A 12,568-nucleotide genomic window follows, 5' to 3' on the forward strand; every position below is an offset into this window, starting at 1 on the left:
AGCCCTGCGGACTGCGCGAAGCGCAGACCGCTCGGCGTAACCCACCACTTCTGCCCCCGCGGAAAGTAAGAGGCGGGTTACGGCTGCGCCTAACCCACCCTACGGCTCCCCCACGCGCCGCCGCTCCCCGGGTTGTTGCCAACGACCGCCCATGACATCATCCGAATCCCGAGTCATCTCTGCCCTCTGGATGCCCGATGCCACGCCGGAAATTTGCCTGGGAGAAGCTGTCGGACGACGAGTTGCTCAAGCAACGCCTCTCCAGCCTGAGGGTTACGGTCGAAGGCACCTGGCTCGAGGATTGCGTCAGCACGCTGTACGAGGAGCTCGAGGAGCGCGGCATCCGGCTGCGGCCGCACACCTGGATGTCGAGCGAATGGTTCAGCCCGGGCGGCGTTCCCGGCATCGCCATTCCGTTCTATCTCGCTCATCCCCGCCTGATGAAGCTCGAGAAGAAGATGATGTTCGACGTCGAGGGCGGAACCTGGCGCGAATGCATGGCCATCCTCCGTCACGAAGCGGGCCACGCCATACAGCACGGCTACCAGTTGCAGCGCCGCCGGCGCTGGCAGCAACTGTTCGGCCCGTCGTCGAAACATTATCCGCGCTATTACCGGCCCAATCCGGCGAGCCGGCGCTATGTCCAGCATCTGCGGCTCTGGTACGCGCAGAGCCATCCGGACGAGGATTTCGCCGAGACGTTTGCGGTGTGGCTACGGCCCCGTTCGAACTGGCGGACGCGATACGCTGGTTGGCCGGCACTGAAGAAGCTCGAATATGTCGACGAGCTGATGGGCGAGATCGCGGGAAAGCGGCCGCCGATCACGACGCGGGAGCGTGTCGATCCGCTGGGTCGGCTCAGCCAAACGCTCGAAGAGCACTACAAGAAGAAGCAGGCGTTCTACGCCTTCACGCCTCCCAAGACCTACGACCGCGATCTCTCCCGGCTGTTTTCGGCCGATCCGCGGCATCACCGCTCAAAGCCGGCTTCGACCCTGATCAGGCGCCACCGCTCCCAGATCAGGCAATTGGTCGCGCGATGGACCGGCGAGAATCAGCTTACGCTCGATGCCGTGCTTGACGAGATGATCTCCCGCTGCCGCGAGCTCGACCTGCGCGCCGTCGGTCCTGAACAGAAGCTCGTTCTCGACTTCATCGTCCTCGTGACCGCCAAGACGATGCACACGATGTTTGGCCCATCTCGACGAAAATGGATCGCGCTATGAGACGTCTGCGCATTCTGGTGCTCATGCATCCGGACTTCGTGCCGCCGGACTCCAGCGACGGGCACACCGCGCAGGAAATCAATGCGTGGAAAACCGAATACGACGTGGTGAGCACCTTGCGCGCAGCCGGCCACGAGGTTCGACCGCTCGGCGCGCAGGAGGAAATCAAGCCGGTGCGCGAGGCGATCGAGGAGTTCAAGCCGCACGTGGTTTTCACGTTGCTGGAGGAATTCCACAACAACGTCGCCTTCGACCAGCACATCGCGAGCTATCTCGAGCTGATGAAGGTCCCTTATACCGGGTGCAATCCGCGCGGCCTGACCCTGGCCCGCGGCAAGGATCTGTCCAAGACGCTGGTGCATCACCGCCGGATCGCCGCGCCGGCCTTTGCCGTCTTCCCGATGCGCCGCAAGGTGAAACGCCCGACGCGTCTTGCGCTGCCGCTGATCGTCAAGAGCCTGAACATGGATGGCTCGTTCGGCATCTCGCAAGCATCGATCGTCGACACCGACGAGAAGCTGGCCGAGCGGGTCGCCTTCATCCACGAACGGGTCGAATCCGCCGCCATCGCCGAGCAGTTCATCGAAGGACGAGAGCTTTACGTCGGCGTGCTCGGCAACAACCGCTTACGAGTCCTGCCGGTCTGGGAGTTGAAATTCGGCAGCATGGGCGGCCGCTCGTCACGGCACATCGCCACGGAGAAAGCCAAGCACGACACCGACTATCAGGAGAAGGTCGGCATCGTCGACGGGCCTGCGAAGGATCTGGCGCCGGAAGTGACCGCCAGGATCCAGCGGGCCGCGAAACGCATCTACCGGGTGCTTGGCCTCGACGGCTACGCTCGTATCGATTTTCGTCTCACCGCCGACGGCACGCCGTATTTCATCGAAGCCAATCCAAATCCCGAGATCGCCAAGAGCCAGGAATTCGCCACGGCCGCTCTACATGACGGGCTGAAATATCCGGCTCTCCTGCAGCGCATCCTGGCGCTCGGAATCAGCCGCGCCAAAGCGGGCGTGTCATTGGGGTGATGACGGCTGCGATCACCCCTCATCCTTCGGGACGCGCTTCGCGCCCCTCGGGATGAGGGATGGTCGTTGCGCGGCGTTACACGATTCCCGCGGCGACCTGGCCGCGCAGGCGTTCGAGCCCGAGCAATGTCTCCGCACAGGCGGCCGCCACTTCGACGCCCTTGATCGCAAAATGCCTGCGGAAGAAATCGTAGTGCACCTCGGTCTCGTGGAATTGCTGCGGCGTCAGCACCGCGGAGAACACGGGCACCTCGGTACGCAGCTGCACGTCCATCAACGCCTTGATCACGGTGTCGGCGACGAATTCATGGCGGTAGATGCCGCCGTCGACGACGAGGCCGGCCGCGACGATCGCGGTGTAGCGCCGCGTCTTGGCGAGGATCTGCGCATGCAGCGGGATCTCGAACGAGCCCGGCACCTCGAACACGTCGATATGATTGAGGTGGCGCGCTTCTGCCTCCTTCACGAAGGCGATACGGGCCTCCTCGACCACGTCGCGGTGCCAGCAGGCCTGCACGAAGGCCACCCGCTGCGGTTTCGCGAAGCGCGGGTGGTCGGGCGCCGGGTCCTGTGGAACCGGCGGTGGCGTTTGGGTTGGTTGGGAGGTTTCGGCTTGGGGATCTTGCAACATCTGATTCATGGCTTTCCTCAGTTAAGGACCAGAATCAGGGCACACGGAACGACAAACAGCCGCATCCTGCGATGCGTCTGCCACCGACCGTTCTCTTTCATCCGGACTTTAACCGTCGGCTTCGGAGTTGCACCGAATCTGCTGACCCTTCCCCGCAGCAACAGGCTTTGAGGAAGGCGCTCGCGGGCTTGGGCCTTACGGCCCTTACCGCCGGTGGGGACTTTCACCCCGCCCTGAGAACATCGGCCGTCCGGAATGAACGGCCTGACCGAAATATGACGCCGGTTCGGGGCCGCGGCAAGCGGGTTCCGCATGGGAAAATCGCATGGTCCCATACCGCGAAGGCGGTCCAGGGGCACGCCGCGGAATTAACGATCGGGGGCGGCCGCCGAATCCGATTCCGATTTGTTCTTCCCGTTAATAATTGTGGCCGAGATGAGCTGTGGACGAACGAGTCCTGACTTGTGGACGGACTCGGCAGCCAGTTGCGCAGATTCCGCAAATCACATCAGTTGATCCGCGACAAGCCCGCGCTGATCCGAACGGATCGCCTTAGCAAATTTAAGGGAGCGCGCGCCGGACCAACCGCGTGCGTATCAAAGACAACAAAAAGGCAAGAGGTCGAGACGGCATGTCCCTGCTCGAAGGCACTATCGATTCCAAAAACCATCCGCTCGCGGTGGTCGAGGATATCGCTGCCAGCAATAACTGGCCGTTCGAACGCTCCGGCGAAGACGAACTCACGATTGTCTCCAAGGGACAATGGACCGACTACCAGATCTCCTTCACCTGGATGGGCGAGATCGAGGCGCTGCATCTGGCCTGCGCATTCGACATGAAGATTCCGGTTGCGCGGCGATCTGAGGTCCAGCGGCTCGTCGCCGCGGTCAACGAGCAGCTGTGGGTCGGGCACTTCGACCTGTGGACCACCACCGGCATGATCATGCACCGGCAGGCCCTGGTGCTGCCGGGCGGGCTCATCGCCTCCACCGGCCAGTGCGAAGCCATGCTCGCCGGCGCCATCCACGCCTGCGAACGCTATTTCCCGGCGTTCCAGTTCGTGGTGTGGGCCGGCAAGTCCACGGCGGAAGCCATGGACGCGGCCATGTTCGACACGGTGGGCGAGGCTTAAGGCCTCTCAGCAAGTGAGGGAGCCACACCTCCCTCCTCATCGTCGTCCTGGCGAAAGCCAGGACCATATCGCGAGGTCTCTCCGTGTCTCGCGGTGCTTGTTGCCCTGCCATCCTTCCACTAGAACCAGCCGTGGTAATGGGTCCTGGCCCCCCGTGCGCAATTGCGCACTAGGCCAGGACGACGGCGGTGGCGACAGCGATGGCGAACAGCACTCTCCAAAACATCACCGGCACCATCCTGCTCGCCGGCGCCGGCAAGATGGGCGGCGCGATGCTGACCGGATGGCTTTCGGGTGGGCTCGACCCGCGCCGCGTCGCGGTGATTGATCCTCACATCTCGGCCGAGATCACCGCACTTGCCGCCAAGGGGATTGCGCTCAATCCCGACGTGACGACGGCGGGCCAGGTCGAGACGCTCGTGGTCGCGGTGAAGCCGCAGATGTTCCGCGAGGCCGGCGCCAAGCTGAAGCCGTTCGTCTCCGACAAGACCGCGGTAGTGTCGATCATGGCGGGAACCACGATCGCCTCCCTCGAGGAGGTCTGCGGCGGCGCTGTGGTGCGCGCGATGCCAAACACACCGGCCGCGATCGGTCGCGGCATCACGGTGGCTGTCGCCGCGAACAATGTCAGCGCACAGCAACGCGCGGTGGCCGATGCGCTACTACGCGCCACCGGCTCGGTCGAATGGGTCGACGATGAGAGCCTGATGGACGCGGTGACCGCGGTGTCCGGCTCGGGCCCGGCCTATGTGTTTTTGCTGGCCGAAGAGCTCGCGCGCGCCGGTGTCGAGGCGGGATTGCCCGAGGCGCTCGCGACAAAACTCGCGCGCCAAACCGTCGCCGGCTCGGGTGAACTTCTCCATCAATCGGATCTGCCGTCGAGCACGCTGCGCCAGAACGTCACCTCGCCCGGCGGCACCACGGCCGCGGCGCTCGGCGTGCTGATGGGTGAGCCCGGCCTGCGCGAGCTGATGATCCGCGCGATCGCGGCGGCGACGAAGCGGTCGAAGGAATTGGCGAAGTAAGGAAGTGCCGTAGGGTGGGCAAAGCGAAGCGTGCCCACCAATTCGAATGCAGCCGCGGAAAGATGGTGGGCACGGCGCTAGGCGCCTTTGCCCACCCTACGATTTCGAGCCTGTAGCCAGCCGCTTGTTGAACATCGCGACATTAATGAGCCCGCGCGCGTGGCGGCCTTCGCCGAGTTTTCGCGAGCCCTCGAAGGCCTCGACCTCGAAGCGGATGACGCGGCGCTCGACCGCGACCACCTTCGCGGTAGTCCGCACCGTCGCACCGACGAGAGCTGCTGCAAGATGGCGGATGTCGACCTCGGTGCCGACGGTGACCCAGCCGGGCTGAAGGACGCTACGGATCGCATCGCCCGACGTCATCTCCATTTCCAGAATCATCATCGGCGTCGCATAGACCATCGGCATGCCGGGCACGAAATGCCCGACCGTGCGCTCCACCGGCACCACCAGCGTGCGCTCGGCGCTCATGCCGGCCTTGATGAAGTCGCGTGCGTCCATGGGGCCTCCCCCGTCGTCCTGGACAAGCGAGCAAAGCGAGCGCCGATCCAGGACCCATTACCCCGACACAACACTTTTATGCGCGGTCTGAACTCGACCTGCTGCAACAACTGCCGCTTGGGGTAATGGGTCCTGGCCCCCGTGCGCAATTGCGCACTAGGCCAGGACGACAGTTGCGTTTGCAGCTACAGCGATGGCTACTTCTTCGCAGCCGCCGCGCGCTCCACGAACGTCTTGCCGCCCTTCATCTTATGGGCGAGCGGGGCTTCGTTGATCTGGATGACGACGGCGTCGGCATCGACGCCGAGATTCTTCACCAGCGCCTGGGTGATGTCGCGCATCATGCCGGCCTTCTGCTCGTCGGTGCGGCCCACGGCCATGCTGACAGTGATCTCAGGCATTTTTTCTCTCCCTTGGGCCGCACACCGGCCATTGACGGTCGTCATCAAACAGGAGGTGGATGCCCGGGACAAGCCCGGGCATGGCGCACCAGCGAATAGCTAGCCCCAGCTCACGTCATGGCGCGCCAACACCTCGCGCACTTTGGCGACGAGGTCGGCCTCGCTGCACGAGAACTGCGCCGGGCGGCTCTCCCGCCATTCCTGGTTGGAAGCGATCGCGGCCGCCGCCTTCGCGCCCTCGATCAGATCCTTGATCTGCACTTCGCCACGCGCTTTTTCATCCGACCCCTGGATGATGACGCAGGGCGCTTTGCGGCGGTCGGCATATTTGAGCTGGTTGCCCATGTTCTTGGGATTGCCGAGATAGAGCTCGGCACGGATGCCGGCGGTTCGCAACGATGCGACCATCTTCTGATAGTCGGCGACGCGGTCGCGGTCGAACACGGTGACAACGACGGGGCCGAACTCTGGCTTCGTGTCGAGCTTGCCAAGCAGCGTCAGCGCGGCCTGAAGCCTGGACACGCCGATCGAGAATCCGGTAGCCGGCACCGGCTCGCCGCGGAAGCGTGAGACGAGGCCGTCATAACGGCCGCCACCTCCAACGGAGCCAAAGCGGACGGGACGGCCCTTCTCGTCCTTGGTCTCGAGCAGCAGTTCGACCTCGTAGACAGGGCCCGTGTAGTATTCGAGGCCGCGCACGACGGAGGGATCGATGCGGATGCGGTCTGCGCCGTATCCCGAAGCCGTCACCAGTTTGGCGATTTCTTCCAGCTCGCTCACGCCGGCCTGACCGACTTCGCTCTTGGCGAGATAGGTTTCCGCCGCGGCGATCGCCTCTTTCCAGTCGTCGTGCGGTTTGGTGATGGCGAGAACGACGTCAGCTTCCGACGCGCTCAAATTGGCGCCCTTCGTGAAGTCGCCCTTGCCTTCTTCGCCGCCATCCCATCTGCCGGGACCGAGCAGCTTGCGAACTTCCTCGGCGGGAAACTTGTCGAGCTTATCGATCGCGCGCAACACGGTCAGTCTGCGTGCTGCGTTCTCTTCGCCACCGAGCCCGATTGCTTCCAGAACGCCGTCAAGCACCTTGCGATTGTTCACCCTCACGACATACGAGCCGCGCGCAACGCCCAGCGCCTCCATCGTGTCGGCCGCCATCATGCAGATCTCGGCATCGGCCGCCGGTGTTGCCGAGCCCACCGTGTCCGCGTCGAACTGCATGAACTGGCGGAATCGGCCGGGGCCGGGCTTCTCGTTGCGGAAGACGTAACCGACGCGATAGCTGCGATAGGGCAATACAAGACCGTCGGTACCGTAGCGCTCGCCAACGTAGCGCGCGAGCGGCGCGGTCAGGTCGTAGCGCAAGCTGATCCACTGCTCGTCGTCGTCCTGGAACGAGAACACGCCCTCGTTCGGACGATCCTGGTCGGGCAGGAACTTGCCGAGCGCATCGGTGTATTCCATCGCCGGCGTTTCCACGGGCTCGAACCCGTAGAGCTCGTAGACGGTCCGGATCTTCTCCACCATCTCCCGCGTCGCCCGGATCGCGGCGGGATCGCGATCCTCGAGCCCGCGCGGCAGGCGCGCCTTCAGTTTCTGGGGTTTTTTGGATTTTTCGGCCATGCGCGGCATTTACCAGCCGACGCGCGAGGCGGCAACTGCCGGGTAGGCTCTTACGGCTGCTCCATCCGCGCCCGGAGCGCGTCGGCATCCGCTTTCGGCAACGACTTCAGCGTTGGCTTGATGGTTTCGCCGCCGACGATCTTGCCGTTGCGCATGAACATCCAGTCCGAGATGTCGGCTTCAGTGAATTCGACCTTGTCGCCTGCCCGCTTGCCGGGCAGATCGCGTGGCTCGTTGGCGAAGAGGCCGGAATAGGCCCCGTTGGGTATCTTCTTCACCTCGGCCATCCAGATGTGCTCACCGCCTTTGCGGGTCGAAAAGTGCACCTTCAGGGCATGCCCTGTCTCCGACGGCTTCGGCGCCTCATAGGAGGCCCAGAATGTCGGCAGCGTGCCGCGGGCGCGCGCGATCGCGGTGTTCATCTCCGGATCGGTGGTGCGCACGTCGACAACGGGCGAACGTCCCTCAGCGGAGACATCCGGCTGGGGGCCGATGGTCAGAATGCCAAAGACGGTGACGCCGGTGATCGCGGCGAGAACGACCCATTTCAGGGGTTGGGGAAGAGTGGATGCCATGATCGCGATGTCCAGATGACTCGATGTTCGAGTATTCGAGGTCTCGGACTTTGTCGCACGATCATCGTGTCGCGTTCATGGCGCCTCTCTCTCCCCGCGCGCGGGGAGAGAGAGGGCAAAAATCAAGACAGATTGCGGATCCAGTTGTGCGGATCGTTGGTGCGGCCGTACTGGATGTCGACGAGTTGCTTGCGCAGGCCCATGGCGACCGGGCCCGCGGCGCCGCCGCTGATCTCGAAATCGCCGCTCACCGAGCGCACCGTGCCGATCGGCGAGATCACGGCGGCGGTGCCGCAGGCAAACGCTTCCTTCAGCTTGCCGCTTGCCGCATCCTTGCGCCACTGGTCGAGCGAGTACGGCTCCTCGCGCACGGTCTTGCCGGCATCTTTGGCCAGCGCGATGATGGAATCGCGGGTGATGCCGGGCAGGATGGTGCCGAGCGGCGGGGTCGAGAGCGAGCCGTCGTCGAACACGAAGAACACGTTCATGCCGCCGAGCTCTTCGATATAGCGGCGCTCGATCGCATCGAGGAACACGACCTGGTCGCAGCCGTGCTGGATCGCTTCGGCCTGGGCGCGCAGGCTCGCGGCATAGTTGCCGCCGCATTTGACGGCGCCGGTGCCGCCGACCGCGGCGCGCGTGTAATTCTCGGACACCCAGATCGAGACCGGCGCAGGGCCGCCCTTGAAGTAGGAGCCGACCGGCGAGGCGATCACCGCGAAAATGTATTCGGACGACGGCTTGACGCCGAGGAAGGTCTCGCTCGCGATCATGAAGGGGCGCAGGTAAAGGCTGCCCTCGCCGCCCGGCATCCAGGCGCGGTCGATGCGCACGATTTGCTCGACCGCCTCGATGAAGACGTCTTCGGGGAGCTGCGCCATCGCCATGCGGTCCGCCGAGTCCTTGAAGCGCCGTGCATTGGCGTCGGGGCGAAACAGGTTCACGCCGCCGTCGTCGCGCTTGTAGGCCTTGAGGCCTTCAAAAATTTCCTGGGCGTAGTGGAGGACGGCGCCGGCCGGATCGATCTGGAAATTGGCGCGGGCCTCGACACGCGCCTCGTACCAGCCGCCCTTGGCCTGGTTGTAGCGGACCACCGCCATGTGGTCGGTGAAGACGCGCCCGAAACCGGGATCGACCAGCTTGGCGACCCGATCCTTCTCGGGGGTCGGATTGGATGCGGGCTGGATGTCGAATTTCATGCTCATGTCCTTGCCTCCCGCTGCCGGTGGCGGTGCCGTTGTGGCACCCACCTGCCCTGATTTGGGCCCGGCTGGCTCGATTGGTTTCTGGCCGGACCGCCGCCAGCCTTGTTACGGCCGGTTTCCGTGGCCAGCATGTCACCGAGGACATGCTTTTGCGGAAGACGGAAGTCCAGTATGTTTTGCCGAAATGCCGTTCGACAATCGCACGGTAGATCTGCTCCGGCCGTCGCCGCCCGTCCGGCCCACTGCGGCGGCCTTGCTTCGATGCCCACCCGACGCGAAACGATCTAAAATTTCGTGCGGGCTGATCGTTTTGTAACATTGAGACCAAGATACGTCAATATGCCTGACATAAATTTCGCGACTCCTTCTCAAGACGCTGCCGGGCCGCGGCCGGCCGCAGACGACGGAGGCAATTTGCGCTGGGATATCATCGAACTGCTGTTCTTCGCTTATCGCGATTTCGTCGGCGATCCCGACCAGGAGCTGGAGGCGTTCGGCTTCGGCCGGGCCCATCACCGCGTCATGCACTTTGTCTATCGTTATCCCGGCCTCAAGGTCGCCGACCTCCTCGACGTCCTGCGTATCACCAAGCAATCGCTCGGCCGGGTGCTCAAGCAGCTCCTGGACGAGGGCTATATCGTGCAGAAGACCGGCGACAATGATCGCCGCCAACGCCTGCTGTTTGCGACACCGAAGGGCGAGGCGCTGGTGCAGAAGCTCGCCGGCCTGCAGACCACGCGCATCACCAAGGCACTCGCCGAGATGGCGCCGCAGGATGCCGAGACCGTCAAGCGCTTCCTGCGCGCGATGATCGACCGCGACGATCCGGACAAGGTGCTGGAGACGATCTTTGCCACCGTCAATCAGGACAAGGAGTGACCGTGCCGCTCGCTGCAACGCTCGCACGCCCGCCGGCACGCCCCGCCGACGATGCCCCGCATCTCCTGCTGGTCGACGACGACCGCCGCATCCGCGATCTGCTCTCGCGCTTCCTTGCCGGCGAAGGCTATCGCGTCTCGACCGCCGCGAGCGCCAGCGACGCCCGTTCCAAGCTTTTGGGCCTGCACTTCGACCTCTTGATCCTGGATGTCATGATGCCCGGCGAGACCGGCTTCGATCTCGCCCGTTTCATCCGGACCTCGTCCTCGGTGCCGATCGTGATGCTGACGGCGCGGCATGAAGCCGAAGCGCGCATCGAAGGCCTGCAGATCGGCGCCGACGATTACGTCGCAAAGCCGTTCGAGCCGCGCGAGCTTGCGCTGCGCATCAACAACATCCTCAAGCGCGCTGCGCCGCCGCCGCAGGCCGCTGCAGTGGAGAAGATCGCGTTTGGCCCGTACATCTATCACCTCGAGCGCGGCGAATTGCGCCAGGGCGAAGACGTCATTCACCTCACCGACCGCGAGCGCGAGATGCTGCGGATCCTGTCGGAGACACCGGGCGAGACCGTGCCGCGCAGCGCGCTCACCGGCAATGGCAGCGTCAACGAGCGCGCCGTCGACGTGCAGATCAACCGCCTCCGGCGCAAGATCGAGACCGATCCCGCCAATCCGCTGTTCCTCCAGGCCGTGCGCGGGATTGGCTACCGGCTGGTAGCCTCGCCATAAAGCAGTAAAGCGCCACCGATGAGCACGATCGATAGCGGCCTGACGCTTTTGAAGAGCGCCGCCGGCCGCGTCTCCGCCGCCAATGGCTGGATGGGCAATGCGTTCAAGGGCTGGATGCCGACCGGCCTCTACGCGCGTGCGCTGCTGATCATGATCGTGCCGATGGTGATCCTGCAATCGGTCGTCGCCTTCGTGTTCATGGAGCGGCACTGGAACACGGTGACACGGCGCCTGTCGGCCGCGGTGGTGCAAGACATCGCCGCGCTGATCGACGTCTACAAGGGCTATCCGCAAGACAAGGATCGCGACCAGATCCGCCGCATCGCGCAGCAGCGCCTGGGCCTCGTCGTCGATTTCCTCCCGGCCGGCGACATGCCGCCGCCGGGACCCAAGCCGTTCTTCTCGCTGCTCGACCAGACGCTGTCAGTGCAGCTCGGCCGCCAGATCGGGCGCTCCTTCTGGATCGATACGGTCGGCCGCTCCAACCTGGTCGAGATCCGGATTCAGCTCGACGACGCCGTGATGCGCGTGTTCGCACAGCGCAGCGCGGCTTATGCCTCGAACTCGGAGATCTTCCTGTTCTGGATGGTCGGCACGTCCTCGATCCTGCTGATCGTCGCGGTGCTATTCCTGCGCAACCAGATCAAGCCGATCCTGCGACTTGCCGACGCTGCCGAAAGTTTTGGCAAGGGCCGCGAGGCGCCGAATTTCCGTCCGCGCGGCGCGCGCGAGGTGCGGCGCGCGTCGGTCGCCTTCCTCGAAATGAAGTCGCGCATCGAGCGGACGATGGAGCAGCGCACCGCGATGCTCGCCGGCGTGAGCCACGATCTGCGCACGATCCTGACGCGGTTCAAGCTCGAGCTGGCGCTGATCGGCGACAGCCCCGAAATGGAGGGCATGCGCAAGGACGTCGACGAGATGTCGATGATGCTGGAGGACTATCTCGCGTTCGCCCGCGGCGATTCCGGCGAGCAGTCGCAGCCGACCGACATGGCGCAGGCGCTCGAGGAGCTGCGCAGCGACGCCGAGCGCCACGGCCACATTGCGACGGTCGCGTTCAACGGACTGCCCGTGGTCACGGTGAAGCCGGCCTCGTTCAAGCGCTGCCTCGCCAACCTCGTCACCAACGCCGCCCGCTACGGCAAGGCCATCGCTATCACCGGCCAGCGCGATCACCGTTATTTGACCGTGACAGTCGACGACGACGGCCCGGGCATTCCCGCGCACTTACGCGAAGAGGTGTTCAAGCCGTTCCTGCGGCTGGACAACGCCCGCAACCAGGACGAAGGCGGCACGGGTCTTGGCCTCGCGATCGCCCGCGACATCGCCCGTTCGCACGGCGGCGACATCACCCTTGGCGACAGCCCGATGGGCGGATTGAGAGCAAGCGTGCGGATACCGGTGTAGCTGCCTCTTCCCTTCTCCCCCTGTGGTAGAAGGTGGCGCGAAGCGCCTGATGAGGGGTCTCTCTCCGCGAATTCAAAAGCGAAAAGAGTCACACGCGGAGACAGACCCCTCACCCGTGGGGGGGGGGGGGGGGGGGCCCCCCCCCCCCCCCCCAAGAGGGGGGGGGGGGGGGGATAAAGTCGAACACGAGATCGATGGTGTGGATTT

The 12,568-nt window shown here is 64.4% G+C and carries 13 protein-coding genes and 1 riboswitch; of the genes, 7 read left to right on the top strand and 6 right to left on the bottom strand.

The genetic code is table 11. The features are described from left to right. Nucleotides 1-197 precede the first annotated feature (197 nt). Nucleotides 198-1,226: a putative zinc-binding metallopeptidase gene (locus tag AC0L3A_RS02415; protein WP_007596824.1), complete on the top strand. Its 1,029-nt coding sequence runs from the start codon at nucleotides 198-200 to the stop codon at nucleotides 1,224-1,226. After that, complete coding sequence (locus AC0L3A_RS02420; protein WP_007596826.1) at nucleotides 1,223-2,257, top strand: D-alanine--D-alanine ligase family protein; 1,035 nt, start codon at nucleotides 1,223-1,225, stop codon at nucleotides 2,255-2,257. The genes AC0L3A_RS02415 and AC0L3A_RS02420 overlap by 4 nt, the downstream gene beginning before the upstream one ends. Nucleotides 2,258-2,333: 76 nt before the next feature. Here AC0L3A_RS02420 and AC0L3A_RS02425 read toward each other — a convergent pair whose 3' ends face one another. Then, the gene (locus AC0L3A_RS02425; protein WP_473253542.1) at nucleotides 2,334-2,897 is read right to left on the bottom strand and encodes a 6,7-dimethyl-8-ribityllumazine synthase; all 564 of its coding nucleotides are present in this window, start codon (nucleotides 2,895-2,897) and stop codon (nucleotides 2,334-2,336) included. A 76-nt stretch (nucleotides 2,898-2,973) separates the two neighbouring features. Beyond that, nucleotides 2,974-3,133: riboswitch (FMN riboswitch) on the bottom strand. Between the two features lie 386 nt (nucleotides 3,134-3,519). Between AC0L3A_RS02425 and AC0L3A_RS02430 the strand changes: the two genes are divergently transcribed. Continuing rightward, the gene (locus tag AC0L3A_RS02430; protein WP_007596830.1) at nucleotides 3,520-4,020 is read left to right on the top strand and encodes a type III secretion system chaperone family protein; all 501 of its coding nucleotides are present in this window, start codon (nucleotides 3,520-3,522) and stop codon (nucleotides 4,018-4,020) included. A gap of 200 nt (nucleotides 4,021-4,220) precedes the next feature. Beyond that, complete coding sequence (proC, locus tag AC0L3A_RS02435) at nucleotides 4,221-5,045, top strand: pyrroline-5-carboxylate reductase (RefSeq protein ID WP_007596832.1); 825 nt, start codon at nucleotides 4,221-4,223, stop codon at nucleotides 5,043-5,045. 96 nt (nucleotides 5,046-5,141) lie between these two features. On the opposite strand, the gene AC0L3A_RS02440 is transcribed toward proC, so the two are convergent. From AC0L3A_RS02440 to AC0L3A_RS02460, 5 genes are all read right to left on the bottom strand, one after another. After that, on the bottom strand, nucleotides 5,142-5,546 hold the full coding sequence (locus AC0L3A_RS02440) for a thioesterase family protein (RefSeq protein ID WP_007596834.1): 405 nt from the start codon (nucleotides 5,544-5,546) through the stop codon (nucleotides 5,142-5,144). Nucleotides 5,547-5,743: 197 nt separating this feature from the next. Continuing rightward, nucleotides 5,744-5,947, bottom strand: a complete 204-nt coding sequence (locus tag AC0L3A_RS02445) for a tautomerase family protein (RefSeq protein ID WP_007596840.1) — start codon at nucleotides 5,945-5,947, stop codon at nucleotides 5,744-5,746. 99 nt (nucleotides 5,948-6,046) lie between these two features. Further along, nucleotides 6,047-7,567 carry a histidine--tRNA ligase gene (gene hisS / locus AC0L3A_RS02450; protein ID WP_088941338.1) on the bottom strand — a complete coding sequence of 507 codons (1,521 nt, stop codon included), beginning with the start codon at nucleotides 7,565-7,567 and terminating at the stop codon, nucleotides 6,047-6,049. A 50-nt stretch (nucleotides 7,568-7,617) separates the two neighbouring features. After that, a complete protein-coding gene (locus AC0L3A_RS02455; protein ID WP_007596843.1) occupies nucleotides 7,618-8,142 on the bottom strand; it encodes a YegJ family protein in 525 nt (174 codons plus the stop codon). Between the two features lie 122 nt (nucleotides 8,143-8,264). After that, nucleotides 8,265-9,347 carry a branched-chain amino acid aminotransferase gene (locus AC0L3A_RS02460; RefSeq protein ID WP_007596844.1) on the bottom strand — a complete coding sequence of 361 codons (1,083 nt, stop codon included), beginning with the start codon at nucleotides 9,345-9,347 and terminating at the stop codon, nucleotides 8,265-8,267. A 339-nt stretch (nucleotides 9,348-9,686) separates the two neighbouring features. Here AC0L3A_RS02460 and AC0L3A_RS02465 point away from each other — a divergent pair, with 339 nt between their 5' ends. From AC0L3A_RS02465 to AC0L3A_RS02475, 3 genes are read left to right on the top strand one after another with little or no spacing between them, the layout of a single operon-like run. Beyond that, nucleotides 9,687-10,226 (top strand): MarR family winged helix-turn-helix transcriptional regulator, encoded by a 540-nt coding sequence (locus tag AC0L3A_RS02465; protein WP_007596846.1) that lies wholly within the window; start codon nucleotides 9,687-9,689, stop codon nucleotides 10,224-10,226. Further along, nucleotides 10,223-10,954, top strand: a complete 732-nt coding sequence (locus tag AC0L3A_RS02470; protein ID WP_035993624.1) for a response regulator — start codon at nucleotides 10,223-10,225, stop codon at nucleotides 10,952-10,954. The genes AC0L3A_RS02465 and AC0L3A_RS02470 overlap by 4 nt, the downstream gene beginning before the upstream one ends. Before the next feature lie 18 nt (nucleotides 10,955-10,972). Continuing rightward, the gene (locus AC0L3A_RS02475; protein ID WP_007596850.1) at nucleotides 10,973-12,361 is read left to right on the top strand and encodes an ATP-binding protein; all 1,389 of its coding nucleotides are present in this window, start codon (nucleotides 10,973-10,975) and stop codon (nucleotides 12,359-12,361) included. Nucleotides 12,362-12,568 lie beyond the last annotated feature (207 nt).

It is taken from the genome of Bradyrhizobium sp. MI1.3, from assembly GCF_055811695.1.

Bases quoted from the DNA above. Each gene is read 5' to 3' on its own strand.
- AC0L3A_RS02415 (WP_007596824.1), top strand. From the start codon at position 198: ATGCCACGCCGGAAATTTGCCTGGGAGAAGCTGTCGGACGACGAGTTG.
- AC0L3A_RS02420 (WP_007596826.1), top strand. From the start codon at position 1,223: ATGAGACGTCTGCGCATTCTGGTGCTCATGCATCCGGACTTCGTGCCG.
- AC0L3A_RS02425 (WP_473253542.1), bottom strand. From the start codon at position 2,897: ATGAATCAGATGTTGCAAGATCCCCAAGCCGAAACCTCCCAACCAACC.
- AC0L3A_RS02430 (WP_007596830.1), top strand. From the start codon at position 3,520: ATGTCCCTGCTCGAAGGCACTATCGATTCCAAAAACCATCCGCTCGCG.
- proC (WP_007596832.1), top strand. From the start codon at position 4,221: ATGGCGAACAGCACTCTCCAAAACATCACCGGCACCATCCTGCTCGCC.
- AC0L3A_RS02440 (WP_007596834.1), bottom strand. From the start codon at position 5,546: ATGGACGCACGCGACTTCATCAAGGCCGGCATGAGCGCCGAGCGCACG.
- AC0L3A_RS02445 (WP_007596840.1), bottom strand. From the start codon at position 5,947: ATGCCTGAGATCACTGTCAGCATGGCCGTGGGCCGCACCGACGAGCAG.
- hisS (WP_088941338.1), bottom strand. From the start codon at position 7,567: ATGGCCGAAAAATCCAAAAAACCCCAGAAACTGAAGGCGCGCCTGCCG.
- AC0L3A_RS02455 (WP_007596843.1), bottom strand. From the start codon at position 8,142: ATGGCATCCACTCTTCCCCAACCCCTGAAATGGGTCGTTCTCGCCGCG.
- AC0L3A_RS02460 (WP_007596844.1), bottom strand. From the start codon at position 9,347: ATGAGCATGAAATTCGACATCCAGCCCGCATCCAATCCGACCCCCGAG.
- AC0L3A_RS02465 (WP_007596846.1), top strand. From the start codon at position 9,687: ATGCCTGACATAAATTTCGCGACTCCTTCTCAAGACGCTGCCGGGCCG.
- AC0L3A_RS02475 (WP_007596850.1), top strand. From the start codon at position 10,973: ATGAGCACGATCGATAGCGGCCTGACGCTTTTGAAGAGCGCCGCCGGC.